This window comes from Kribbella sp. NPDC056345, assembly GCF_042262745.1.
Lineage (GTDB): Bacteria > Actinomycetota > Actinomycetes > Propionibacteriales > Kribbellaceae > Kribbella.
In genome coordinates, this window is sequence record NZ_JBHJQQ010000017.1 from 43994 (window position 1) to 69339 (window position 25346).

The window sequence follows — 25346 nt, forward strand, 5'->3', positions numbered from 1 at the left end:
CTGAACATCGGATGCATACGACGGAGAGTACACGACCACACCAGCTAGATGTCCAGTAGTTCTTTCAGCGTGGCCCCGGACCGTTGCCACGACCACTCCGCCTCGACCCACCGCCGACCGGCCGCACCCATCCGCTGCGCTTTGGCCGGATCGGTCAGCAACTCCACGATCCGCACGCCGACCGCAACCGGGTTGTACGGATCCACCAAGTACCCCGTCTCCCCATGCCGCACCGTGTCCGGAGTCCCACCCGAGTCCCCGATCACCACCGGCTTCCCGGTGGCCGACGCCTCCAGCGTGACAATCCCCAGCGCCTCCGGCTCGAACCCGAACCGCCTGGTCCGCGTCGGCATCGCAAACACGTCGGCAGCATCCAGGTACGGCGGAATCTCGCTCCACGGCACCGGCCCGGTAAACACCACCGACTCCCCCACCCCGATGGATGCCGCCAACCTCTCCAGCCGCTCCCGCTCCGGCCCACCCCCAACGAGCAGCAACGTGGCGGACGGCACCGCAGCCAACACCCCAGGCCAAGCCCGAATCAACGTGTCCTGCCCCTTCCGAGCCACCAGCCGAGAAACACAAACCACCACCGGCCCATCCCCACGAACCGTGGTGGACGGGATGGAGCCACACCCCGGGAAGAACCGCGTGGTGTCGACTCCCGGTGTGAGGCGGCGCATTCGGCGTACTGCTTGCGGTGACAGCGCCGGCGCGATCTGGTCGGCGCACCAGGAGGACACTGTGGTGAGGGTGTCGGCGGCGTCGGCGAGTCGGCGGAGGGCTTGGCGGGTGCCGGGGACGGTTGCCCACCAGGTTTCGTGGCCGTGGCTGATGGCAACTATTCGGTGGGCGCCGGCCTGGCGTAGAGCCGGGCCCATCAGCCCGAGGGGTGCGGCGGCACCGAACAGGACGCGGTCGGCGGCGTACTCGCGCATCAGGCCGACCGCGCGTCGTGTGACCCTCGGGGTCGGCAGGAGCATCGACGTCCGATCGCGGATCACCGGGAACGGCAGCATCGCGTCGTACTCGGCGTCTCCGGGCTCGCTCGACGTGTACACGACCAGGTCGGGCAGCTCGTCGCACAACGAGCGGACGAAGGTCTCAATCCCGCCCTGGCGCGGCGGAAAGTCGTTGGTGACAACGAGAACCGTCATCGCGACGGAACCGACGACCCGTGCGCAGCAGCCCAGGCGCGGCCCATCGCGATCCGCTCCGGCGCGGTCGGGTGCGAGGCGAACATCCAGTAGCGCCAGCGGCTCGGCGTCAGCCCGGAGATGTTCGTCACCGCCAGGTTGTGCTCCATCGCCACGAAGTTCTGTGGATCGTTCGTCAGCCGCAGCGAGTGATAGTCCGCGCGGGCCTCGATCCGCCGGCTGACCAGATTCTGCACCGGCCCGGAGACCGTCGTACCGATCGCGATCAGTGCCAGCAACGCCGCCGTGCGCCGCGGATCCGCCATCCTTGCCCCGAGCAACGCCCCCAACAGGACAACCCCAAGAGCAGCACCGAGTACGCCGATCAGCGTGCCGTGCAACACATCGTCCTCAGCCGCATGCCCGAGCTCGTGTGCCACCACCAACCGGGTCTGAGCCGGCGGCGTCTCCTTCAGCAACGTGTCGTACACGACCAGCCGCCGCGTCGACCCGAAGCCGGAAACGTAAGCATTCAACGCAGTCGTCCGCCGAGACGCATCAGCAACCAGCACGTCCTCGACCGGTACGCCGTCCTCCGCCGCGAGCCGCAGGAAGTCGTCCCGCTGCGGACCCGCCGGCATCGACGTGAAGTTGTTGAACCGCGGCTCGACCAACACCGGATAAGCGAACGAAACCCCCAGCACCAGCAGCGCAGTAACGATGGCCGCAGGCAACCACCAGCCAGTACGACGACGCCGCGCCAGCCCGATCAAACAGACAGCGATCGCGGCGATCGCCAGCGCGACCAGCAGCCAGTTCACCGCGCGGTCGCGAGCCCACAGTCCCCAACCTTGCACCGACAGCCCGTACTCCCGCAGGACCCGCTCGGCCAAAATGTCGGTGGGCAAGGTGATGATGCTGGTGAGCAGTCCGAGACCGGCGATCAGCAGCGGTACGGCGACATACCACCGGCTGATGCGGAGGGCGTCGTACAGGCGGCGCCCGAGCGGACTGAATCCGATCACGAGAGGGACCAGCACCGACAGCGCCCACGAAGTCGTTGACCACGGCAACAGCTCGGCGCGGAACGCCTGCTGGCGGGCGATCTCGGCCGGCGTGAAGTCCAGCGCCGGATCGGGCGTCGGCAGATCGATCAGGTGCCAGGGGGTCGTGGTGACGATCACCACGACCAGTGCGGCCGCGAGGACGAGAGCCGCAACCCGCGGCGCCCCTTTAGACACCCGCGAGCCTCTTGAGGTACTTCTGCCACTCGACGACGAACTCCTGCTCAGTCATCCCCAGCGTGGACTTGAACGCATCGGCCAGCCCGGTCGAGCTCTTCGACGTGTGCACCGCGCGATAGAACTTCACCAGCGCGGACTGTCCCTCGCGCTCGGCGATCAGCCGGCAGGCCAGCCAGGCGGACTCGTACGCCTGGGACAGGTCGGCTGACGACGCGGCGAACGCGTTCGTATCGGGAAGCGTGGCCGGGACCTTGCCGGCCCGGATCGCCTTGAACAGCTCCTTCGCGGCCGACTCGTCCTGCACCGGCACGGCGGTGAACGCGACGTAGTCGGCGAACCCCTCCGCCAGCCACAACGGCACCGGCGACGCGGTCGCCGTCGACGCGACGTGCGTGGTCTCGTGGGTCAGCACGATCCGGCGGCCCTGCTTGCCGAGCTCCTCGAACAACTTCGGGTTGGCCACGATCCGCACCGGTGCACCACTCTGCGGCTGATCGAGCTCCGCCATCGTGACGGCGGCGATCTGCGTGTACGTGTTCGGTGCGGCGCCGAGGACGGCTTCCATCTGGGACTGCTTGGCCGGCAGATACACGACAACCTTCTGCGGCCACGACTTGCCCCACACCTTGCTGACCGAAGTGACCGCCCGATCCGCGACTGCGACGTACGCCTTCGCCTGCGCCTCGGACTTCAGGCTGATCACCAGACTGCGGGCGCCCTTGGCGACATCGAGCGCGCCCAGCGTCCAGACCGGACGCCGCTGCCCCGCCACGAAGCGATCCGAGAACGAAGCGGCGTACGTCTTGCCGTCCCGGGCGACGAAGGTGACCGGGAGAATCGCGCGCGCCGGCTTCACGTCGTACCCGGTGAGTTGCCAGGAGACCTCGACCTGCGCGAGCCAGGACGCCGTCCCGCCGAGCTCGGCGGTGCGATCGGGCGGGAGCGCCGCGATGTCGTCGCTGATGTAGCGGAACTGGAAGATCCCGATCGGGAGCTGCTCGAGATTCGCGAAGATGGTCCGCGCGCTGGCCTTGAAGGCGGTCGACTGCGGGTCGACCGTGTCGAGGAAGTCGCTGCGGTCGTCACTCTTCACCGCGTCGGCCATCGCCTGCAGTACGGCGCCACCGTCGGTCGCCCGCTGAACCCCGGCCGCTGCCTCGTCGTCCGGCGTGGTGGAGGTCTGCGGATTCTGCGAACCGACCGGCGCATTCGGATCCGCAGGAGCGTTGGCCACCTGCCGGAGACCGGCATACCCCGCTCCGGCCACCAGAACGACCGCCAGGCCGATGGCAACCTTCTTGACGATCACTCCGCTGAACGGCGACGGCGGCTTCGGCTCCGCCGGCCTGAGCTCGTCCTGGACCGCGTGCTCGACGGCGGGCATCGGCACGGTATCGCCCTGCTCGTCGATCACTTCGACCCCTCGCTGCTCACCTGCCCCAGTCAGGCGCGACACTACGTGCCTCCTCCGACAGTAGAGCACTTGGACGGTCGTGAAACGACTCGGCTCCGGGGCCGAGACCCCGGAGCCGATGAGTATCGCAAGCTGACGGGTCAGCCCGGCCGAACGGCCGTGTTGTAGGGCATCGTGCTGATCGACGACGTCTCGACGCTCTTACCCGGGCGCGGGGCGTGCACCATCCGGCCGTTGCCGATGTACATGCCGACGTGGGTGATCGGGCTGTAGAAGAAGACCAGATCGCCAGGCATGAGCTGGCTCTTGCTGATCCGGCGGCCCTCGTTGGCCTGCGCCTTGGACGAGTGCGGCAACGAGACACCGGCCTTGCCCCAGGCGTACAGCATCAGGCCGGAGCAGTCGAACGAAGTCGGTCCCTCGGCACCCCACACGTAGGAGTCGCCGAGCTGGTTCATCGCGGCCTGGACGGCGATACCCGCACGCCCGTTGGCCGGGACCGGCAGGTCGTCCATCCGGTCGCCGTCGCGGCTCGGACGCTCATTACGCGCCTTCTCCGCTTCCTTCTCGTTCTCGAGGCGGATGCGCTCGCGCTCGGCGTCGCTGAGCTTGCCGAGCACCTTCTCCGCAGCGTCCAGGTTGGCCTTGGCTTCCGCGATCAGCTTGTTCTGCTGGCCCTGCACTGCCTGCAACTGAGCGAGTTCGCTCCGCGCGCTGGCCTGCAGATCGGCGATCTTGCCCTGAGCGTCCTGGAACTTCCGCAGTACGGCGTTCTGCTGCCCGGCGAAGGCCTGGGCGGTCGAGGCCTGGCTGAGGAACTGGTCCGGGTTGGAGGACAGCAGCAACTGTGCCGTCGTCGACATCCCGGAGGTCTGGTACCCGGCGACCGCGAGCGAGCCGATCTGACGCTTGACTGCGTCGACCTCACCCTGCTGCTTGTTGACCGCGGCCTGCAGGGCCTTCAACCGAGCCTGGGAGGAGCTGATCTGCCCGCGCAGGTCGTTGGCCGCCTCGCCGGCTTCCTCGGATTTGTGCTGCAGAGCGGCAACCTGCTGCTTCGCCTCCTCCAGCGTGAGCTTCGGATCTGCGTCCGCGCCCGTCTGGATGAACAGCACACCTGCCACGACGGCGGTGCTGGTGATGGCGGCGAGGGCGATTCCCTTGGTGCGGTTGATGCGTCCGGTGGACACAGCCCGGTCGGTCCCTTCCTCTGCTCGACGCCGTCCCCGTCAACCACGCCGGTGGTTCTCCAGGCTTAACGCCCGAACCACCCGCGAGGTCACTCCCTCGGCTTCCGCGCTGCCCGGCCGGTCCTATCAACCGGCACCCTGAGGCAACAGGACGTAACAGTAGTGACCGTTTCGTGACCGGTGCAATTCGCCCCTCGGGTTTGATCCAAACTTAACGTCGGGTAACAGCAGTTACGATGCCATCTCCATGAGCCTGGGGGTGTGGTGACCGAGATCGGCCGGCAAGTCCGCGCGTTACGTCAACGCGCCGGCCTGACGCAGGAAGAACTGGCCGACCGATCAGCTCTTTCCGTGCGTTCTCTCCGCGATCTCGAAGGCGGCCGCGTCGCCAAGCCCCGGTCCCGGTCGATCCGCCAGATCGCCGACGCACTCGAACTGCCCGCCGACGAGGAACGTCAGCTTCTGGCCTTACTCACCGACGAGTCCCCCGAGCCGAGGCCCGCGGCCTCACCGCCGGCCGAGCGGGTCTCCCAGCTACCGGCCGACATCGCGAACTTCACCGGCCGGTTCACCGCGCTCCGCGATCTCGATCTGCTGGTCTCGGACGAGCCAGGCTCACGCACCGTCGTCATCTCGGCCATCGGCGGAGCCGGCAAGACAGCGCTCGCGGTCCATTGGGCACACGGAGTGACCGCTCGGTTTCCAGACGGCCAGCTGTACATCGACCTGCACGGATTTGCTCCTGGTCAGGCACCTCTCGAGCCCGCCGAAGCCCTCGGTCGCTTCCTGGCCGCTCTCGGGGTCTCGAGGGCCGAGCAACCGATCACGCTCGACGAACGCGCGACGCTCTTCCGGTCTCTCGTTGCCGATCGGCAGCTGCTGCTGATCCTCGACAACGCCGCCACCGCGGCCCAAGTCCGTCCGCTGCTCCCCGGCTCGCCGACCTGCGCCACGCTCATCACCAGCCGCGACCACCTCACCGGACTCATCGCCCGCGACGGAGCCACCGCCGTACAGCTCGATGCACTGGCCGAATCCGAGGCCGGAGAGCTCCTCCGCCGGATCATCGGCGACGCCCGCGTCGACACCGATCGTCCGGCCGCCGCGGACATCATCGACCTGTGTGGACGTCTCCCCCTCGCGCTTCGAGTCGTTGCGGCCAACCTTGCCTTCGACAAGGAGCGCTCGCTGCGGGATGTGGCCGACGAGCTCGCGTCGACCGACCGGCTCGACCAACTGTCGTTGCCGGACGACCCCGCTGCCTCGATCCTGCCGGCGTTCGAACTGTCCTACCGGCCGCTACCCGACGACCTCAAGGTCCTGTTCCGCCGCCTCGGCCAGCTCCCGGGTTCGTCCTTCGGCCTCAACGTGGTCGCCTCGCTGATGGCCACGTCGGTCACCAACGTCGACCGTCAGCTCAGGCAACTGGTGACGCTCAACCTGGTGCAGGGACAAGCTCAGCGGCGGTTCGTGCTGCACGACCTCGTCAAGCTGTTCGCTCAGCGCTTCCCCGACCCGGACGAGACCGCCGGGCGCAGAGCCCTGGACTACTACCTCCAGTCCGCCGACCGGGCGGGTCATGCCCTGCGACCCGCCCGAGTCCGAACGCCGATCGACCCCGTCCTCGACGGCGTCGTCCCCGAGAGCTTCAGTACGACGGACGCCGCGCTCAGCTGGTGCGCGGCCGAACTCCCGAACGTTGCCGATGCCATCGACGTGGCCACGAAACTCGGCGAGTACCGGCACGCCGTCCAGCTGGCCACGGCCATGATCGACTACTTCCAGATCCATCGGGACTGGGCAATCTGGCTGTCGACCCACGAGCGCGCCCTGGAGGCCGCCGTCCGGCTCGGCGACAAGGAACGCGAGGGCATCCTGCTCCGCGACACTGCGCTCGTCTACCGGGACCTGTGTGACTACGGCAAAACCCGTGAGCTGCTGGCGGCAGCCATCACGATTGCCCGCGACAACGGTCATCGGCTCCCGCTCGCCAGGGCCTTGAGCACACTGGGCGTGCTCGAGATGGACCTGGGCGACAACGCAACGGCGATCGCCCATTTCCAGGAGTGTGCGGAGATCGCCGCGCAGGACCAGGACGGTTACGCTGCGGCCGTCGCCGACCTGAACCTCGGCTTCGCGCACCTGCGCGCAGACCGTGCCGAGGAGGCAGGAGCGTACTTCGAGTCCGCACTGGCGGCCGCGCAACGACTGGGACTGGCCGAGATCGAGGGAGCGAGCACTGGTGGGCTCGCAGAAACCCTGAGGCTGACCGGACGACATGAAGAGGCCTTGGACCGCTTTCGGGAGTCGCTCGCGCTGGGTGAGAAGACCGGCAATCCGCGCCAGCAAGTGGACGCGCTCTCTGCGATCGCCATCACCCTTCGGCAGCTTGGGCGACCGGATGAGGCCCGAAGCGCCTACCTGTCCGCTGTCGAGATAGCCCAGCGTCGTGGTGATCCGCAACTCGAGGAGCTGCAAACGGCCCTGGACGAGCTTGATGCGGGAGAAACCACCGAGTGACCATGCGAAGGACTGGTGGCGCGCTCACCAGTACCGGTTGATGGTGGCTGGGTCAGCCCCAGCCCGAGTCCCCTGCTTTTCTGCGGTTGTTGGGCATGGCACGAACTTATTGATGGTCATCGCCGCATGACAGGCGGTTGACCGGCAGTTCAGCGGCAGTCAGGTGCCGGTCGCCGTCTCCTCGGTGGGTGACTGGATGGTGTCTACGGCGTGCACGAGCCGCAGCGGTGGTACGAGCCCGGACTCGGCCAGTACGTCGAGCGCCGCGCGCTCATCGTCGTCGATCCGGATGGAACCGGCCCGCTCGGCGGAGAAGCCGAGCACCACCGTCACCACGCAGTCCTGGCAGCCCGGACCACGCATCACACAGGCGTCGCAATCGATCAGCACAACGTCCTCCAAAGTGGGGAAGCACCCGGACTTGCATCCGGCTGAGAAGGACGCTAGAGAACCCCGCCGACAGTTTTTGATCGTCTGCCGATCGGCCGCTGCATTCAGGCGCGGGCGATCCGGCTGATCAGGCTGGTCGCGGACAGTGAACGCGCGCCCAGTTTTCCGACACTCTCGGCGACCTCGCGATCGGTCGAAACGACGACGATCGGGCGCCCCGGCGGCTCGGCGCGCACCAGCTGGCGGATCACCTCGTCAGCGATCACACCGGCCGGACTGAACCTCACCCGGACCCCACGCGGCGGATTCAGCTGCACCGGACCGGACAGCTCAGCGCCGTCGAACACGACCGTCACTTCGATCCGCCGCTGAGCGACCAACGCACCGAGCGCTGTGACGAGGCGCTGCCGTTGCGAGTGCAGCGGCGACGTCGGCCAGGCCGTCTTCGTGACGTTGTACCCGTCGATGATCAGATGCACCTGCGGCAACGCCAGCAGCTCGTCGAACAGGGCCGGATCGTCCTCAGGCGCAGTCCGCCCGACCGGGGCGGCCGCGGGCTCAGTCCCGGCAACTGTGTCGGCCGGTCGCAGGTCACCGCCCGGTGGCAGGGCCAGCTCGCGACGGAGACCGCTCGCGGCCTCGATCACGGTGTCCAGCAACAGCCGGGTCCGCGTAGACGCCAGTTCGCGCTCCTGGCCCGCCGTACGACGGGCTGCGTGCTCGACCGCTTCGAGTTCCGTGATCCGTGCGCGCAGCCGGCGTACCTCACGCTCCACCTCGGCCCGGGCCGCATCGACGCGTTGGTCGGCGGTCTCCGCTTCGGTGGTGCGTTGTTCGAGATCGCTCTGCAGCCCGGTGATCCGCTGCCGGGCCTCGTTGAGCTTCCGCCGCAGGGTGACGTTCTCGGCCTTGAGCTCGTTGACCTGTTCGCGGAGCCGTTCGCGGACCTGGCGGGTCTCGGTACGGGCCTGATCGAGCTGATCGGACAGCCGGTTGATGGCTTCGTCGTCGGCTTTCGGTGCCTCGACCGGCAGCTGGGCGGCCGCGGCGATCCGCAGCTCCCACTCGTCCGGACGCAGCAGGTAGGCCAGTGCAGCGACCTCGATCGGGTCTGCCATCGGCACCGGGATACCTTCGGCGACCGCATCACCGAGCTCCGCGTGCTCCCGGCGTACCTGGAAGGCCGTCAGCCGGCGGAAATGCTCGTCGGTCTCGAGGATCGGGCCGAGCACGGAGGCCGAGAGCTTGGCGCGCTTGGCCGGGGCGAAGCTCGCGAACCGGCGCAACGGCGCCGGGACGTCGGTCGCGGGAAGCTGGCCGAGCGCCTGCGCGGCAAGAGCGAGTACTCGCTGCCGGACGGGTTCGGGCAAAGTCGTAGCGGCGGAGCTCGCGGCGGTGCCTGCCTCAGTCACCGGTCCGCAGTCCGGCTGGGGTGACGGCCACCGCACGCGGCCCGTGATGCAGACCACAACGAACCGGCACCACGGCCGATTTCGCGGTGATCGCCTGTGTACGCATACCGAGAGCGTAGTCGACTCACTCGCGTGTCACCTGGGGAATTGTCGGTGGCGGCTCTTAGCGTCGTTGCCATGACCAGCCCGCCGCTGCCGACGTCGTCGCCGATCCGGGGCGTCCAGCCGAGTTTCGACGACCTCGGGACGCCGCTGCACAGCATCACGTTCTGCGTGGTCGACCTGGAGACCACCGGCGGTGCGCCCGGCGAGTCCGGGATCACCGAGATCGGTGCGGTGAAGGTGCGGGCCGGTGAGGTGGTCGGCGAGTTCCAGACGCTGGTGAATCCCGGTGAGCCGATTCCGGCGTTCATCGCCGTCCTGACCGGTATCACCAACCCGATGGTTGCCTCGTCACCCCGGATCGACTCGGTGCTGCCGGCCTTCCTCGAGTTCGCCCGCGGCTGCGTGCTGGTGGCGCACAACGCGCCGTTCGACGTGGGCTTCCTGAAGCACGACAGCCTCGTGCACGGGTACGACTGGCCCGATTTCACCGTCGTCGACACCGCACTGCTGGCCCGCCGCGTGATCACGCCGGACGAGGCGCCCAACTGCAAACTCGGGACGCTGGCCAAGCTGTTCCGCACCACCACGACGCCGAACCACCGCGCCCTGTCCGACGCCCGCGCCACCGTCGACGTGCTGCACGGACTGTTCGAGCGGGTCGGATCCCTCGGCGTACAGACTCTTGAGGATCTGCAGACCTTCAACTCCCGCGTCGCGCCCGCAGTACGGGCCAAGCGGCACCTGGCCGAGTCGTTGCCCCATGCACCGGGTGTGTACCTGTTCACCGACGACCGCGGCGAGGTTCTGTACGTCGGCAAGTCGAAGGACCTGCGCAACCGGGTCCGCTCGTACTTCACCGCCTCCGAGACCCGCAACCGGATCGGCGAGATGGTCGGGATCGCCACCGCCGTCCGCGGTATCGAATGCGGTACGTCGCTGGAGGCCGAGGTCCGGGAGCTCCGGCTGATCGCGGAGCACAAGCCGCGGTACAACCGGCGCTCCAAGTTCCCGGAGCGGCAGCACTGGCTGAAGGTCACGGTCGAGCCGTTCCCCCGGCTTTCGCTGGTCAAACAGGTGCGTGACGACGAGGGCGGCTACCTCGGCCCGTTCAGCTCCCGCAAAACCGCCGAGCGCGCGATGGCCGCGCTGCACGAGGCCTTCCCGATCCGCCAGTGCACGGCCCGGATGTCGCGGACACCCCGGCTGTCGCCGTGCGTGCTGGCGGAGATGGGTCGTTGTGTGGCGCCGTGTGACGGGCGCATCTCGGCCGATTCGTACGGCGAATTCGTGCATAACCTGCGAACCGCGCTGACCGCCGACCCGACGCCGGTCATCGACGCCCTCGACCGGCGCATCGACGTACTGTCGGCCGACGAGCGCTTCGAGGACGCCGCCGTCCACCGGGACCGGTTGAGCGCCTTCGTCAGGAGTTCGGCGCGGATGCAGCGGATGGCGTCCGTCACCAGCTGCGCCGAGATCTGCGCGGCTCGACGTACCGACGACGGCGGCTGGGAGCTGCATGTGATCCGCCACGGCCGCCTGGCCGCGGCCGGCATCAGCCCGCGCGGGACCGATCCACGGCGCTACCTCGACATGCTGCGAGCCTCCGCCGAGACGGTCCTGCCCGGCATCGGCCCGGTGGCCACGGCCTCCCCCGAGGAGATCGACCTGGTCCTGCGCTGGCTGGACCAGCCCGGTATCCGCCTGGTCGAGATGGACGGCACCTGGACCTGCCCGATCACCGGCGCCGGCCGCCACCTCACCCGCATCGACAACGCCAACGCCGACCTCCACCACCCCACCGAACGCCGCCGCCTCCGCCCGCTCGGGCCGGCCCGGGCGAGCTGAGCGGGCGTGTGAGGCCTGCGGGGGTGGTCGCCACTATGCTTCGGCACGTTCGAGTGTGCTTCGAGGAGAGGACGACATGGTCACCGCGATCGTGTTCATCAAGGCCGATGTCGCGCGGATCCCGGAGGTCGCCGAGCAGGTGGCGGCGATCGCGGGCGTCAGCGAGGTGTACTCCGTGACCGGCGGGCTCGACCTGATCGCGATGATCCGGGTCGCTCATCACGACGAGCTGGCGACGGTGATTCCGGACCACCTGAACCGGGTTCCCGGCGTACTGAGCACCGAGACGCACATCGCGTTCCGGGCGTACTCGACCCACGACCTGGAGGCTGCCTTCAGCCTGGGCCAGGAGGACGGTGTCTGAGGCTCGGAACCACGCCCTTTCTGACACGCGCTGAAGTTACGGTGAACGTATGAGCAACCCTCCCGCAGGCTGGTACCCGGATCCGACCGGGCAGCCCGACACCATTCGCTGGTGGAACGGGAAGCAGTGGACCAATCGGACCGAGAAGGAAACGGTCGGTTCCACAGAGCCTGAGGCTGCGGACGGGCCTGCTCCGAGCGACGAGGGACAGACTGCTCCGGAGCCTGTGGCGGCAGAGCCTGAGACTGTCGTTCAGCCTCAGCAGGGGTGGGGGGCTACTGCGTCTGTGCAGGAGGGGTCTGGTGCTCCGGCGTGGGGTGCGACACAGACTGGGTGGGATACGACTTCACCTCCGCAGCAGGGTGGCTGGTGGCCTAATCCGGATGAGGCTGAGAGTGGGCCACGGCTGGCTGCGGTGGGGCCGGTGGGTGGCGACACTGCAGTTGCGAGCGGTGAGGTGCGTGGGGATGACGGGCTGACGCCGTTCGAGCGGGCGCGGGCTACCTGGAACGCACCGGAGATCGCACCGGCGCCGCCTGAGCACTGGACGCAGCAGCCGGTGCCGGAGGTTGAGGCCACTTCAGAGGGTGAGGAGCAGGCGGCGCCGAATGGGTGGACGCTGCGGCTGGCTGACACGCCTGAAGCGGACGCCCAGGCAGACGCGGCGGCGGACGCGGCGGCAGAGGCTGGTACGGCGGACTCCGGTGCCGGTCGGTGGGGTGCTTCTGGGGGCGACTGGGGCGTCGAGGGTGAGACCGACGTACAGGCGGGGGTCAGTGCTGCTGGTGGGTGGGGCGTCGAGACGGACACCGAAGCGCAGGCCGCTGCCAGTGGGTGGGGCGCGGAGGCCGACAGCGGTACGACGGAGGCTTGGGGAGCTGGGGCTCACAGCGGTGGCGAGGTAGCGGCCGACGCTGGTGCTGTCGCGGAAGGTGGTGAGCAGGGGTGGTCCGATGTGAGCTGGACTCAGGCTCCTAACCCTGCCCGTAAGCCCCGTGAGTCGAGTGCAGTGGAGGAAACCACCGAGGTCCAGGCCGGCGCAGAGCCGGACAGCGAGACCACCCAGGTCCAGCCCACCTGGGGCGGGCAGTCCAGTGACGAAGCCACCCAGGTGCAGCCGACCTGGGGCGGGCAATCAGGTGACGAGGCCGCACACGCGCAGACGGGCGAGGCTGCGCAGACCCAGCCCACCTGGGGCGCACACACCGGTGGCGAGGCTGCGCAGACCCAGCCCACCTGGGGCGCACAGACCACTGGCGAGACGGCGCCCACCTGGGGTGGGCAGGCGGGTGGTGACGCTACCCAGGGGCAGCCGAGTTCGGGTGGGGAGGGTGCCGACGGTCAGTCTGGCTCTGGTGGGCAGGCGGGGGCTGCGCAGGTGCAGTCTGGGTGGGGTGTGGGTCCGGATTTGGAGCAAGGGTCGGGGCAGCAGGGCTGGGGTGTTGCGGCTTCGGAGGAGAAGACTCAGCTGTGGGGCACGGATGCCTCTGCTGGGGCCAAGGCGCCGGAGACTGCGAGTGATGCGCCTCAGAGCCAGGTGAGCTCCTGGGGTGCGCAGCAGTCCGCGGGTGGTGCGCAGACGGGCAGCACGTCTTGGGGCGGGCACCCGGAGACTGGTGCGGCCGCGGGAGGCAACGACCCGTGGGCGGCGAGCGGTGCGGGTCAGCAGGCTGGTCCTAGTGCTTGGGGTGCTGGGCAGAGTGACGGTGGTCCTTGGGGCGGACAGCAGGAGACCGCCTGGGGTGCCCAGACCGCGAGTGGGCCTGAACAGAAGCAGGCGGCTTGGGGAGCTGGACAGGGCGGTGCGGCCACGACACAGGCTGAGGGTGGGCCGTGGGGTGGCGGACAGCAGGCTGGCGGATGGGGTGCCGGGGCGGGGACCGGTGGTTCCGGCCGGGGCGGAGGCAAGCCGTCCAAGAAGTCCGGTGGGAGTACGAAGAAGAAGTCGTCCGGCGGCGGTGGCGGGCCTTCGGGTGCGAAGCTACCGCTGTTCATCGCTGGTGGAGTCGCCCTGGTGATGCTGGTGGTCGCCGCGATCTTCCTGATCGTGAACCCCGGCGACAAGAAGGCGGATCCGAGCCCCACGCCACCGGCCAGTCAACCCACGAACCAGCCCACCGGCACGACCAAACCCGGTGAGTCGAAGAACCCCAAGCTGCACGAAGGCGAGCGGATCGCGTCGACCGCGATCTCGTTCCCGCGCCGTACCGGGTTGTGGTCGGACCGCAAGCGGCTGGTACCGCAGTTGCTCGACTCGAGCGGGCAGTACGTCGTACTGCAGCAGAAGTTCGACGGCACCAACAACTGGTACGCGAACATCTTTGTCGGTGCCCTGGGCAACCAAGCCCGCTACGGCGGAGACCCGAAGGCGACCGCGCTGGCGCTCGCGAACGAGGTACCGGCGTCGCTGTACGGCGGGATCGCGATCACCCGGAAGCCCGGGATGAACGGCCAGGTGAAGCGGTCGGACAAGTCGGGCTGGTACGTCCAGCAGACGGTGACCGCGAAGTCGGCCAAGGTGACCGCCCGGGTGCTTACCCTGACAGTGGCCGTCTTCGACCTCGGGGACGGCACGGCCGTCGCCTACATCAGCGACATCCCCACCAACCGGCCAGACCTGAAGGCGGCCGAAAGCCAGGCCTACAAGGGAATCAACGTTGGCTGACAACGAGAACACTCCGCCCCCACCGCCACGTTCCGGCCGGCACAGCGCCCCACCCCCGCCGGTCGCCCCCGTACGCCGTCCCCCACCACCCCCTGCCCCACCGGCGGACACCCCCACCACGCCGAACCCCCCACCCGGCACACCCCTCACACCGGGTGCCCCAACTGCACCTCCGCCCGTACTGGGCGGTCCGGATACACCTCCCCCGGTGGCGGGTCGTCCAGTTGCGCCTCCGCCGGTGCCGGCTGGTCCAGTCGCACCTCCGCCCGTGACGAATGGCCCGGCTACACCTCCCCCACTGCCGGGCGGCCCAGTTGCACCTCCGCGGGTGCCGGGTGATCCAGCTGCACCCCCGCCGATGCGGGGTGGTCCAGTTGCACCTCCCCCACTGCCGGGTGGCCCAGTCGCACCTCCGCGGGCGCCGGGTGGCCCAGCTGCACCTCCGCCCGTGGCTGGCGGTCCAGTTGCACCTCCGCCCCCAATGGGCGGTCCGGCTGCGCCTCCCCCAGTGGTGGGTGGTCGGGTTACGCCTCCCCCGGTTTCGTCGGGTGGGTCGGATGACGTGTTGATGGGGCAGTCGCCTGCGCCCGCACCGCCGCCACCTCCGCCGCCGCGTTCCCCGGGACACGGTCAGCAGCAGGCGCCGCTTCCGCCAGTGGGTCAACAGCCGGTGTTTCCGACCCAACCCGAACCGCAGCCAGGACAACAGTTCAGGCAGCACTCTGGGCAGGGGGCAGCACCGAGCCCGGCGTACGGCCCTGGCGCCACCCGAGGACCGCACTCCAGCGGGCCGCAGGCCGGAGGTCCCGAACCCGAGCGCCCGCAGCCTGGCGGCATGCAATCTCCAGGCCCACAGCCCGGCACTCCACAACCGGTGAACCCGCAGCTCGGCACTCCGCAGCCTGTAGTTCCGTCTGCTGGCGGCCCGCAGCTTGGGCGTCCGCAGGTTGGAAACCCCCAGGCTGCACACCCTCAGCTTGGGGGTCCACAACCGGTGAATCCGCAGTTTGGAAGTCCGCAGGCTGCAGGCCCTGCAGGTCCGACTGCTGGCGACCCGCACGTTGGGCATCCGCAGCTGGGAAACCCCCAGGCCCCAGACCCTCACCTTGGGGGTCCACAACCCGTGAATCCGCAGCTCGGACGTCCGCACGCTGCAGGTCCGTCGGCTGGAGCCCCGCAACCTGGAAGTCCGTCGGCTGGAAGTCCGTCGGCTGGAGGCCCGCAGCTCGGGGCACCGCCGGTTGGGGGTCCGCGGCAGGGTGGGCAGCCGCCTGCTGGTCCGTACGGCGGGCCGCCCGTGCAGTCGGGTCCACCGGCACAGCCTGGGCAGTCGGGTCAGCCCCAGCAGTCGGCACAGTTCGGACAGCCGGGGTATGGGCAGCGGTCGGGGCAGATGCCGGCTGGTGCACAGAGCCGGCCGCCTGCGTATGGGCCTAGTGCGGCAGCGGCTGGGCCGTCGGCACCCCAGGGGCCGCAGGCTGGGCAGCCAGGAGCTCCGCAGGGCGTGGGGCCAGCTGGTCCGGAGGGTCAGCAACCGGGCTCATGGCCGGTGCCGGGGTCTGCTGGGTCTCAAGGTGCGCAGCCGGGCTCCCGGCCGGCAGTTGGGCCTGGTGGTCCGCAGGGTGGGCAGCCGGGTATGCAGTCCGGTGCAGAGCCGGGTAGGGCGCCGGGCGTTCCGACTGGTCCTGCGCCGCAGGGCGGGCAGCCGGAGGTTCCTCCGGGTGCTGGGGCGGGTGGGGCGGGTAAGCGTGGTGGTGTGGGGTGGGTTGGGGTGCCTGAGGCTGAGGGGTATGGGGTGGTTTTGCGGCAGAGTGGGGATTCGAACGCGCGGGCTCGGTTGATCGGGGCGCTGGTGCTGGTGGTGGCTGCTTTGACGGCTACTGCTCTGAGTATCGGGTGGATCTGGACGCGGGCCGATGCGGTGATGCCGGTCGACCTTCCTTCGGGGAATCCGGGGCTGCGCACGGTGAGTCCGTCGATCAAGCCTTCCGCGACGCCGCCTCCCAAGGGGTCGGTGATCGGGTCGCAGATCGTTGCTACCAACAAGGACACGATGCCGATCATGGGGTCGGCGTGGACCAACACCGGTGAGCGGTCGGGGCAGTACGGCGGGGCGGCGATCTGGCTGACCGTGCACAAGAACTACAACGGCGGCGGGGCCGACTGGGGCAACTACGTCTCGTTCGGGCAGCTGACGCCGACGTTCAAGGTGACCAGTACGCCGGCCGGGCTGAAGGCAGCAGCCACGCAGGCGGGGTCGCGCGCGATCATCGGGCTGTACGGCGAGGGCGCGAAGATCTCCGGTACGACGCACAAGGCGATCACCGTGGACGGGCGCAAGGGGCACGAGATCACCACGCGGGTGGCGGTCAGTACGCCGAAGCTGAAGGAGACGTTCTCGACCGTGCTGATCGCGGTCGTCGATCGCGGTGACGGTACGGCGGCGGTGTCGATCGGTGACATCGCCGGGTCGACGCCGACCTGGATCCAGGTGTGGCGGACGAAGGTCAGCCAGATCAAGATCAACCGTTGAGAGCCGGCGGGGTGATCACCCCGCCGGCACCGACAAGATTCAGCTACGGACAGCGGCGCAGGCCGCGATCCAGCGCTCCAGGACGTCCTTGGCCGCGCCGGAGTCGATCGCCTCGGCGGCGCGGTCCATCCCGGCCCGGATCCGGGCGGTGATCGGGCCCTCGACCGGGGTGTAGGCCGCGAGGGCGGCGCCGGCGTTCAGCAGGACGACGTCACGCACCGCGCCGGCCTCGCCGTCGAGCAGGGACCGGACGACCTTGGCGTTGAAGGGCGCGTCCGCACCCTTCAGCGCGTCCGCCGACACCGGCTCGATGCCGAGATCGCGCGGGTCGACCGTGAACGGGCCTTCCACCTCTCCGCCACCGACGTTCCACACCTGCGACGTCGTACGGGTGGTGAGCTCGTCCAGGCCGTCGTCGCCGTGGAAGACGAGCGCGTCGATCCCGCGCCGGGCCAGGACGCCGGCCATCAGCCCAGCCACGCGGGCGTCGCCGACGCCGACCGCCTGGGCGGAGGGATCACCTGGGTTCGCCAGTGGGCCGAGGAAGTTGAAGGTGGTCGGTACGCCGAGCTCCCGGCGCGGTACGGCGGCATGCCGCAGCGCGGGATGGAACGCCGGAGCGAAGCAGAAGGTGATCCCGGCCCGCTCCCCCACCTCGGCGACCTGCGCCGCGGTGAGGTCGAGGGGAATCCCCAGCTCCTCCAGTACGTCGGCCGCTCCGCACGCCGATGATGCGGCGCGGTTGCCGTGTTTGACGACCTTCGCACCGGCGCCGGCGGCAACGATCGCGGACATCGTGCTGATGTTCACCGTGTGCGCCTGGTCGCCGCCGGTACCGACGACGTCCAGGGTCCGGCCGGGGACCGAGATCCGGGTCGCGAAGTTGCGCATGGTCGTGACCAGGCCCTCGACCTCGCTGACCGTCTCGCCCTTGGCGCGCAGTGCGATCACGAAACCTGCCAGCTGGGCCGGGGACGCGGCCCCGGACAGGATCTGCTCCATCGCCCACGCGGTGGCGGTGGCCTCCAGGTCCTCGCCACGCAGCAGCGGGTTGAGGACGTGCGGCCAGGTGTAGGCGGACATCGCCGGGATCAGGTGGTGGCGGGCAGCTTGGCGACCACGGCGCGGAGCAGCTCCGCGGTGACCTCGGCGAGCCGGACCGGGTCGATCGGGTGCGAGACCGCGGCCTCGGCGCGCGACCAGGTGGCCAGCCAGGCGTCCTGCGGACGGCCGGTGATGACCAGGATCGGCGGGCAGTTGAAGATCTCGTCCTTGAGCTGCCGGGCGATGCCCAGTCCACCGGCCGGCACCGCTTCACCGTCCAGGATGGCCAGGTCGATGCCGCCCTTGTCCATGGTCTTGATCACGGCCGGCTCGGTCGCGCACTCGACGTACTCGAGGGCGGGCAGATCGGCGGCCGGGCGCTTGCCCAGCGCCAGCCGGACGGACTCCCGCGTCGTACGGTCGTCGCTGTAGACGAGAACCTTCAGCGGACGCTCTGAGCTCATCGATTCATCCCAAGCTGTGAAAAAGACGACTGGACAGCTGAATGCTACCGGGGTGCCTGCTCGGCCTGGCGCGCCTGCTCCTCCAACCGGTCCAGCCGGCGGTCCTCACGGCGTGCCTCACGCTGCGAGTCACGCACCCACTGGACGAACAGAACCGCGAAGAACACCAGCCCGACGATGTCGCCGGAGCCCCACAACAGGCCGCCGGCGATGAACTGGTCGTGCAGTGGCGAGGGCGGCCAGGAGCGTTCGAAACTCGTGTACCAGTCCTCGGCGATCAGCTTGTTCGCGGACATGATCGTGATGCCGAGGAACGCGTGGAACGGCAACGTGAGGAACGTCATGATGAGCCGGAACGGGTAGATCACCCGCCCGGGGACCGGATCGATGCCCAGCAGCGGCCAGAAGAACAGCGATCCGACCATGATGAAGTGGAAGTGCAGCAGGTCGTGCAGCACGGTCGAGCGCAGCGTGGCGTCGTAGATCCCGCTGAAGTAGAGCACCCAGGGGCTCAGGACGAACAGCGTGAAGCCGATCAGCGGGAAGCAGGCGACCTTCGCGAACCGCGAATGCAATACGGAGAGCAACCATTTCCGGGGCCGCTGGGGCAGCGTCCGCAGCGCGAGCGTGACCGGCGCGCCGAGCGCCATCATCAGCGGGGTCAGCATCGACAGCACCATGTGCTGGGCCATGTGCACGCTCAGAAGCACCGTATCGTAGGTGCCCAGCGCCGATTGGGTGGCGATCACCGCGCTGCCCAGCCCCAGTCCGACGAACGCGACGGTGCGCCCGACCGGCCATTTGTCACCGCGCTTGCGGAGCTGACGGACGCCGTACAGATAGAGCGCGCCGACGGCGACGATCACGGCGAGTAACACCGGTTCGAAGGTCCAGGCCGTCAGCAGGCGTAGCGGTGTGAACGGCGCGATCTGGTCACCGGGCCCGGCGTGGAGGGGAAGCACCCGTCCACAGTAGAAGCACCGTTCCGCGACATGCATGGGGGTGGTCGTAGTACTTCGCAGATGGACCGACATAATGACGGCGTGGCCACTGCAACCGCGCTCCCAGCGTCTCGTGAACACGGACACCACGACCGTCCCAGCATGGTCAGTGTCGGCACGATCGTCTGGCTAGCGAGCGAACTGATGTTCTTCGCCGCCCTGTTCGCGGCGTACTTCACGATCCGGTCGGTGACGACCGCGACCGCGGCGCCCGGGACGCCGACGCTCTGGGACGCGTCGACGGAGATGCTGAACATCCCGTTCGCGCTGACCAACACGCTGATCCTGGTGCTCTCCTCGGTGACGTGCCAGTTCGGCGTCTTCGCGGCCGAGCACGGCCGGGTCGGCCGGGTCGGTTCCGCGGCGAACTTCCTCAAGTGGGGGATGCGTGAGTGGTTCATCCTCACGTACCTGATGGGCGCGGTCTTCATCGCCGGCCAGGTGACGGAGTACGCCACGCTGATCCACGAGGGCATCACGATCTCGTCCTCGCCGTACGGGTCGGTGTTCTACCTGACCACCGGCTTCCACGGCCTGCACGTGACCGGCGGCCTGATCGCCTTCGTGTTCGTCCTGGCCAGGACCTACATGGCCCGCAAGTTCACCCACGAACAGGCCGTCTCGGCGATCGTCGTGTCGTACTACTGGCACTTCGTCGACGTGGTCTGGATCGCCCTGTTCGCGACCATCTACCTGCTCAAATGAGTGAGAAGAGAACCTCCTTGTCACCGGCGCGCTTTCTCTCCGCGCGACGACGGCACCGGTCCGCCGGCCTCGTCGTGCTCCTGTTCGGCCTCCTGACAGTGGGCTCGGCGTACGCCGCGTTCGCCCCTGACAGCGCGGTGGCCGACAACTCCGCCCAGTCCCAGCAGATCGAAGAGGGCAAGAAGCTCTTCGCGGTCGGCTGCTCCAGCTGTCACGGCCTGAACGCCGAGGGCAGCGGGAACGGTGAGGGCGACATGGCCGGCCCGTCGCTGATCGGTGTCGGCGCGGCCGCCGTCGACTTCCAGGTCGGCACCGGCCGGATGCCGGCCCAGCAGCCGGGCGCCCAGATCCCGCGCAAGACTCCGTCGTACACGCCGGAGGAGATCGAGGCCCTGGCCGCGTACGTCGCCTCGCTCGCCCCGGGCCCGGCGGTCCCGGCGACCGACGCGTACGACATCAGCAAGGCCACCGACGAGCAGGTCACCCGCGGTGGCGAGCTGTTCCGGACGAACTGCACGGCCTGCCACAACTTCGCCGGTAAGGGCGGCGCGCTGCCGAACGGCAAGTACGCGCCGTCGCTGATGAACGTCGACCCCAAGCACATCTACGAGGCGATGCTCACCGGTCCGCAGCAGATGCCGGTCTTCTCCGACCAGGTGATGCTGCCGGAGGACAAGCGCGACATCATCGCCTACCTGCACGCGCTGCAGGAGCAGAAGGACCCGGGTGGCTTCGGCCTCGGCCGGCTCGGCCCGGTCTCCGAGGGTCTGTGGGGCTGGCTGGTCGGTATCGGCCTGCTGGTCGCGGTGGCAGTCTGGATCGGCGCCAAGGGTGTGAAGGCCAAGGGCCCGGCCGCGCACAAGGCTGAGGGAGCGAAGGCCGAATGAGCGACAAGAATCTGCCGGTGAAGGCGGACGACGAGCACCACGGCGCGGTCGAGGTGGCCGAGCCGATCGCGGATCCGGGTCTGGAGCCGCACGAGTACCGGATCACCGATATCGACCCGAAGGCCGCCGACCGGGCGGAGCGTCAGGTCGCGACGATGTTCACGCTGGCCGGTCTGCTCGCCCTCGGCGCCTGCGTCGGGTACTTCGCGATCCCGCGGGACGCGATCATCGAGTTCGGCCCGCTGACCGGTAACGCGAACAACATGACGCTGGGCCTGTGCCTGGGCCTGGGGCTGTTCCTGATCGGCGCCGGCGCGATCCAGTGGGCCAAGCAGCTGATGGTCGACACCGAGATCATCGAGCTGCGGCACGACGCCAACTCGTCACCGGAGCAGAAGGCCGACATCATCGGCGGCTTCCAGGAAGGCGCCGCGGAGTCCGGCTTCGGCCGGCGCAAGCTGATCCGCCGGTCGCTGCTCGCGTCGATGGGCCTGCTCGGTCTGCCGGCCATCGTCCTGCTGCGTGACCTCGGCCCGCTGCCGGGCCGCGCCCTCTACAACACCATCTGGGCCAAGGGCATCCGGGTCGTCAACGACGTCACCGACCGCCCGATCAAGCCGTCCGACCTGGTGGTCGGGCAGCTGGTCAACGCGCAGCCCGCGAACCTCACTCCGATCCAGGAGGAGAGCGCGGTCGAGTACCAGAACGCCAAGGCGAAGGCCGCGGTGATCGTGGTCCGGATCGAGCCGAACAAGATCCGCACGAAGCCCGGTCGTGAGAACTGGGGTATCGACGGCATCCTGTGCTACTCCAAGATCTGCACCCACGTGGGCTGCCCGATCTCCCTGTACGAGCAGACCACGCACCACGTGCTCTGCCCGTGCCACCAGTCGACGTTCGACCTGGCCGACGGCGCGAAGGTGATCTTCGGGCCTGCTGCCCGGCCGCTGCCTCAGCTACCGTTGGCAGTGGACGCGGAGGGCTACCTGGTCGCGCAGAGCGGCTTCACCGAGCCGGTCGGCCCGAGCTTCTGGGAACGAGGGTGACACCAGTGTCTGACACCAAAGAAAAGCCTGCCGCCACGGCGGAGTTTCCGGGCCCGGTCAAGTGGGTCGACGACCGGCTGGGGATCGGCAAGATCGGCCGGAAGAACCTGCGCAAGGTCTTCCCGGACCACTGGTCGTTCATGCTCGGCGAGATCGCGCTGTACAGCTTCATCATCCTGATCCTGACCGGCGTCTTCCTGACGTTCTGGTTCAAGCCCTCGATGGCCGAGATCGAGTACCAGGGCTCGTACAGCCTGCTCAAGGGCCTGCACATGTCCGAGGCGTACGCCTCGACGCTGGACATCTCGTTCGACGTCCGGGGCGGTCTGCTGATGCGGCAGATCCACCACTGGGCGGCGGTGCTGTTCATCGCCGCGATGATGGTGCACCTGCTCCGGGTCTTCTTCACCGGAGCGTTCCGCAAGCCGCGGGAGCTGAACTGGGTGATCGGTTTCGGGATGCTGTTCCTCGGCATCATCGAGGGCTTCATCGGCTACGGCCTCCCCGACGACCTGCTGTCCGGGACCGGGTTGCGCATCACCCAGGGCATGATCCAGGCCTCCCCGGTGATCGGGACCTACCTGAGCTTCTTCATCTTCGGCGGCGAGTTCCCGGGTGACGACATGGTGTCGCGGTTCTTCACCGTGCACGTGCTGCTGATCCCGGGCCTGATCCTGGCCCTCGTCACGGCGCACCTCTTCCTGGTCGTGTACCACAAGCACACCCAGTACGCCGGTCCCGGCCGGACCGAGAAGAACGTCGTCGGCTACCCGCTGATGCCGGTCTACATGGCCAAGGCCGGTGGCTTCTTCTTCGTCGTGTTCGGCATCACCGCCCTGATGGGTGCGCTGCTGCAGATCAACCCGGTCTGGCTGTACGGTCCGTACAACCCGGCCGAGGTGACGGCGGGTTCGCAGCCGGACTGGTACATGGGCTGGCTGGAAGGCTCGGTCCGCATCATGCCGGGCTTCGAGTCCCATTTCTGGGGCGTCACACTCAGCTGGAACCTGCTGATACCGGCGCTACTGATACCACCGGCGTTCGTCACCCTGGTCGCGCTGTATCCGTTCATCGAGAGCTGGATCACCGGCGACAAGCGGGAGCACCACCTGCTGGACCGGCCGCGCAACGTGCCGACCCGGACCGGTATCGGTGCCGCCTTCATCACCTTCTACGGCCTGCTGTGGATCGGTGGCGGTAACGACCTGGTGGCCACCCATTTCGACGTCTCGCTGAACAAGGTGACCTGGTTCCTGCGGTTCGCGGTGTTCCTCGGCCCGGTCCTCGCCTTCTGGGTGACCCGGCGGATCGCGATCTCGCTGCAGCGCGCCGACCAGGAGCGGCTGCTGCACGGTCTGGAGTCGGGCATCATCGTCCGCTCCCCCGACGGCGGCTACTCCGAGCGGCACACGCCGATCTCGCAGTACGAGGCCTACGAGCTCACCGCGCACGACCGTCTCGTCCCGTACGAGGTGGGCCCGGAGACCGACGACAACGGGGTTCGCGCCCCGCGCCGGGCACTCAACAAGGTCCGCGCCAAGCTCAGCCGCTTCTACTACGCGGACGCGGTGCAGAAGCCGACCGCGGCGGAGATCGAGGACGCGCACTCGCACGGTCACGACGACGACGTGCACGAGCTGACCGACACGGAAGCCTTCCACGAGGTCACGCCCGACAAGCACTGAACGCAGTAACACCGAAAGACGCCTCTGCTTCGGCAGGGGCGTTTTTCGTTAGGATCCGTGCCGTGGCACTCAGCGCACGGACCTGGCTGGCGGTGACAGGTGCGGTCGCGGGGCTGGGGTCCTTGCTGGCCACCGTTCTGCTGCCGCCGCTGGATGGTGACCCGGACGTCGCCGCCGTCGCCGAGCCGGTCGCCCTGTTGCTGCTGGCCTTCGCTGTGACGCGGTGGGCCGCGCGGCCGATCCTGGTCACGCCCATCGTGGTGATAGCTCTCGCAGTGATGGTTCTGCGGTACTCCGAAACGCCTGCGCTGGGCGCGGGCGGTAAGGCGCTGGCAGTCGGCCTCTGGGGTACGGCGGGCGCCAGCGCGGCCCTGCTCGGATTGGCGCTGCGCGGGCTGGAGCGCGCGCGTCAGGCCGCTCAGCAGGCTGCTGGGTACCGTCGGCAGCTGGCGGTCGCGGCCGAGCTGCACGACTACGTGGCCCACGATCTCAGTGAAGTGGTAGCGCGCATCCAGGCCGCACGGTATCTGGGTGAGGCGACTGACGTCCTCGAACCGATCGAACGGGCCGGCCTCCGCTCCCTGGAATCACTGGAGGCGACTGTGCGGGCGCTGCACCTCGACAGTGTGCCGACCGAGGCTGGACGAGACCTGGCCGCGTTGCCAGAGCTGGTTGCCCGATTCAACGCCGTACCAGGGCCTCGGGCGGTGCTGGTGGCTCCTCGCCGGCTGCAGCTGACCGCGGATGTGGCGGCGTTGGTCTACCGGACGGTGACCGAGTGTCTGACCAATCTGCGCAAGCATGCGCCGAGTGCCACCGAAGTCAGCATCACGATTGCGGCTGGCACGACCGGAGTTGAGGTGACTGTCGCCGATGACGGTTCCGGGCCGGCGAACAGCGAACCTGGCAGTGGGCTTCGGATGCTCGCGGCTCGAGCGGAGACACTGGGTGGCACGCTGAACGCCGGGCCTGCGGAGAGGGCCGGCTGGCAGGTGCGGCTGGTGGTGCCATGACCATCCGGGTGCTGCTCGCAGACGACCAGGCTGCGATCCGGCAGACGTTCCGGGCGGTGGTCGACGCGCAGCCGGACATGACGGTGGTGGCCGAGGCGGCGACCGGTGCGTCGGCTGTCGCGCAGGCGCTGCATTTGCGGCCGGACGTGTGCCTGGCCGACATTCGGATGCCGAAGGGCGACGGGCTGAGCGTGGTCGAGCAGCTCGCGGGACCGCAGGTCGCAGAACCGCTGAAGGTCATCGTGGTGACGACGTTCGACCTGGATGAGTACGTGCACACCGCGCTGCGGAACGGCGCGGCCGGGTTCGTGCTCAAGCGGTCCGGACCGGCGCTGCTGGTTGAGGCGATCCGGGCCGCGGCGGCCGGTGACGTACTGATCAGCCCGCAGCTCACGACGCGCCTGTTCAGCCGGATCCGTGAGGTGCCTGGAGACCCGCGCTGGGCGACGCTGACGGCTCGCGAGCAGGAGGTGGCGGAGCTGGTGGCCGATGGAGGGACCAACGCCGACATCGCCGAGCAACTGGTGCTCTCCCCCGGGACTGTGAAGAACCACCTGGCCGCCATCCAGCGCAAGCTCGGTGCCCGGAACAGAGTCGGGATTGCCGCTGCCGTCTGGTCACAGCGCGCCTGAAAGATGTGCCGATCGGCACGTGGGCTGGGCGACTGGCTCGCGAGACGG

20 protein-coding genes and 1 pseudogene are annotated in these 25346 nt (G+C 68.8%); 12 read left to right on the forward strand and 9 right to left on the reverse strand.

The features are described from left to right. Window positions 1–44: 44 nt before the first annotated feature. The 4 genes from ACFCV3_RS37415 to ACFCV3_RS37430 all read right to left on the reverse strand — a co-directional run bounded on the left by ACFCV3_RS37415 (window position 45) and on the right by ACFCV3_RS37430 (window position 4984). The gene (locus ACFCV3_RS37415; protein WP_376038790.1) at window positions 45–1157 is read right to left on the reverse strand and encodes a glycosyltransferase family 4 protein; all 1113 of its coding nucleotides are present in this window, start codon (window positions 1155–1157) and stop codon (window positions 45–47) included. Next, complete coding sequence (locus tag ACFCV3_RS37420) at window positions 1154–2377, reverse strand: M48 family metalloprotease (RefSeq protein ID WP_376038792.1); 1224 nt, start codon at window positions 2375–2377, stop codon at window positions 1154–1156. Before ACFCV3_RS37420 ends, ACFCV3_RS37415 begins: the two co-directional genes overlap by 4 nt. Continuing rightward, window positions 2370–3836: a hypothetical protein gene (locus ACFCV3_RS37425; RefSeq protein ID WP_376038795.1), complete on the reverse strand. Its 1467-nt coding sequence runs from the start codon at window positions 3834–3836 to the stop codon at window positions 2370–2372. Before ACFCV3_RS37425 ends, ACFCV3_RS37420 begins: the two co-directional genes overlap by 8 nt. A 98-nt stretch (window positions 3837–3934) precedes the next feature. Next, a complete protein-coding gene (locus ACFCV3_RS37430; protein WP_376038796.1) occupies window positions 3935–4984 on the reverse strand; it encodes an NlpC/P60 family protein in 1050 nt (349 codons plus the stop codon). Between the two features lie 261 nt (window positions 4985–5245). Between ACFCV3_RS37430 and ACFCV3_RS37435 the strand changes: the two genes are divergently transcribed. After that, window positions 5246–7504: a tetratricopeptide repeat protein gene (locus ACFCV3_RS37435; protein WP_376038799.1), complete on the forward strand. Its 2259-nt coding sequence runs from the start codon at window positions 5246–5248 to the stop codon at window positions 7502–7504. A 159-nt stretch (window positions 7505–7663) separates the two neighbouring features. Here the strand turns inward: ACFCV3_RS37435 and ACFCV3_RS37440 are convergent, their stop codons facing one another. Beyond that, entirely contained in the window at window positions 7664–7894 is a 231-nt protein-coding gene (locus ACFCV3_RS37440; RefSeq protein WP_376038801.1) for a hypothetical protein, read from the reverse strand. A 104-nt stretch (window positions 7895–7998) separates the two neighbouring features. After that, window positions 7999–9306 (reverse strand): NYN domain-containing protein, encoded by a 1308-nt coding sequence (locus tag ACFCV3_RS37445; RefSeq protein ID WP_376038803.1) that lies wholly within the window; start codon window positions 9304–9306, stop codon window positions 7999–8001. 177 nt (window positions 9307–9483) lie between these two features. Between ACFCV3_RS37445 and ACFCV3_RS37450 the strand changes: the two genes are divergently transcribed. The 5 genes and pseudogenes from ACFCV3_RS37450 to ACFCV3_RS37470 all read left to right on the forward strand — a co-directional run bounded on the left by ACFCV3_RS37450 (window position 9484) and on the right by ACFCV3_RS37470 (window position 16821). Further along, entirely contained in the window at window positions 9484–11259 is a 1776-nt protein-coding gene (locus ACFCV3_RS37450; protein WP_376038805.1) for a DEDD exonuclease domain-containing protein, read from the forward strand. 76 nt (window positions 11260–11335) lie between these two features. Next, the gene (locus ACFCV3_RS37455) at window positions 11336–11623 is read left to right on the forward strand and encodes an Lrp/AsnC family transcriptional regulator (RefSeq protein ID WP_376038807.1); all 288 of its coding nucleotides are present in this window, start codon (window positions 11336–11338) and stop codon (window positions 11621–11623) included. A gap of 49 nt (window positions 11624–11672) precedes the next feature. Then, a pseudogene (locus tag ACFCV3_RS37460) lies at window positions 11673–11765 on the forward strand (DUF2510 domain-containing protein); the annotation flags it as partial. A 282-nt stretch (window positions 11766–12047) separates the two neighbouring features. After that, window positions 12048–14288: a hypothetical protein gene (locus tag ACFCV3_RS37465; RefSeq protein ID WP_376039008.1), complete on the forward strand. Its 2241-nt coding sequence runs from the start codon at window positions 12048–12050 to the stop codon at window positions 14286–14288. A 1771-nt stretch (window positions 14289–16059) separates the two neighbouring features. After that, window positions 16060–16821: a hypothetical protein gene (locus ACFCV3_RS37470; RefSeq protein ID WP_376038810.1), complete on the forward strand. Its 762-nt coding sequence runs from the start codon at window positions 16060–16062 to the stop codon at window positions 16819–16821. 39 nt (window positions 16822–16860) lie between these two features. On the opposite strand, the gene trpD is transcribed toward ACFCV3_RS37470, so the two are convergent. The 3 genes from trpD to ACFCV3_RS37485 are packed head-to-tail and all read right to left on the reverse strand — an operon-like array spanning window position 16861 to window position 19291. Further along, window positions 16861–17904 (reverse strand): anthranilate phosphoribosyltransferase, encoded by a 1044-nt coding sequence (gene trpD / locus ACFCV3_RS37475; protein ID WP_376038812.1) that lies wholly within the window; start codon window positions 17902–17904, stop codon window positions 16861–16863. An 8-nt stretch (window positions 17905–17912) separates the two neighbouring features. After that, complete coding sequence (locus tag ACFCV3_RS37480) at window positions 17913–18329, reverse strand: response regulator transcription factor (protein WP_132406233.1); 417 nt, start codon at window positions 18327–18329, stop codon at window positions 17913–17915. A 44-nt stretch (window positions 18330–18373) separates the two neighbouring features. After that, entirely contained in the window at window positions 18374–19291 is a 918-nt protein-coding gene (locus ACFCV3_RS37485) for a cytochrome c oxidase assembly protein (protein ID WP_376038815.1), read from the reverse strand. 81 nt (window positions 19292–19372) lie between these two features. Between ACFCV3_RS37485 and ACFCV3_RS37490 the strand changes: the two genes are divergently transcribed. The 6 genes from ACFCV3_RS37490 (at window position 19373) to ACFCV3_RS37515 (ending at window position 25298) form a co-directional block, all read left to right on the forward strand. Beyond that, a complete protein-coding gene (locus tag ACFCV3_RS37490; RefSeq protein ID WP_376038817.1) occupies window positions 19373–20035 on the forward strand; it encodes a heme-copper oxidase subunit III in 663 nt (220 codons plus the stop codon). Then, on the forward strand, window positions 20032–20922 hold the full coding sequence (locus tag ACFCV3_RS37495) for a c-type cytochrome (protein WP_376038819.1): 891 nt from the start codon (window positions 20032–20034) through the stop codon (window positions 20920–20922). Before ACFCV3_RS37490 ends, ACFCV3_RS37495 begins: the two co-directional genes overlap by 4 nt. Next, window positions 20919–21968 (forward strand): Rieske 2Fe-2S domain-containing protein, encoded by a 1050-nt coding sequence (locus tag ACFCV3_RS37500; RefSeq protein WP_376038822.1) that lies wholly within the window; start codon window positions 20919–20921, stop codon window positions 21966–21968. The genes ACFCV3_RS37495 and ACFCV3_RS37500 overlap by 4 nt, the downstream gene beginning before the upstream one ends. A gap of 5 nt (window positions 21969–21973) precedes the next feature. Continuing rightward, window positions 21974–23653, forward strand: a complete 1680-nt coding sequence (locus tag ACFCV3_RS37505) for a cytochrome bc complex cytochrome b subunit (protein ID WP_376038825.1) — start codon at window positions 21974–21976, stop codon at window positions 23651–23653. Between the two features lie 62 nt (window positions 23654–23715). Further along, window positions 23716–24666 (forward strand): sensor histidine kinase, encoded by a 951-nt coding sequence (locus ACFCV3_RS37510; RefSeq protein WP_376038828.1) that lies wholly within the window; start codon window positions 23716–23718, stop codon window positions 24664–24666. Beyond that, entirely contained in the window at window positions 24663–25298 is a 636-nt protein-coding gene (locus ACFCV3_RS37515; protein WP_376038830.1) for a response regulator, read from the forward strand. Before ACFCV3_RS37510 ends, ACFCV3_RS37515 begins: the two co-directional genes overlap by 4 nt. Window positions 25299–25346 lie beyond the last annotated feature (48 nt).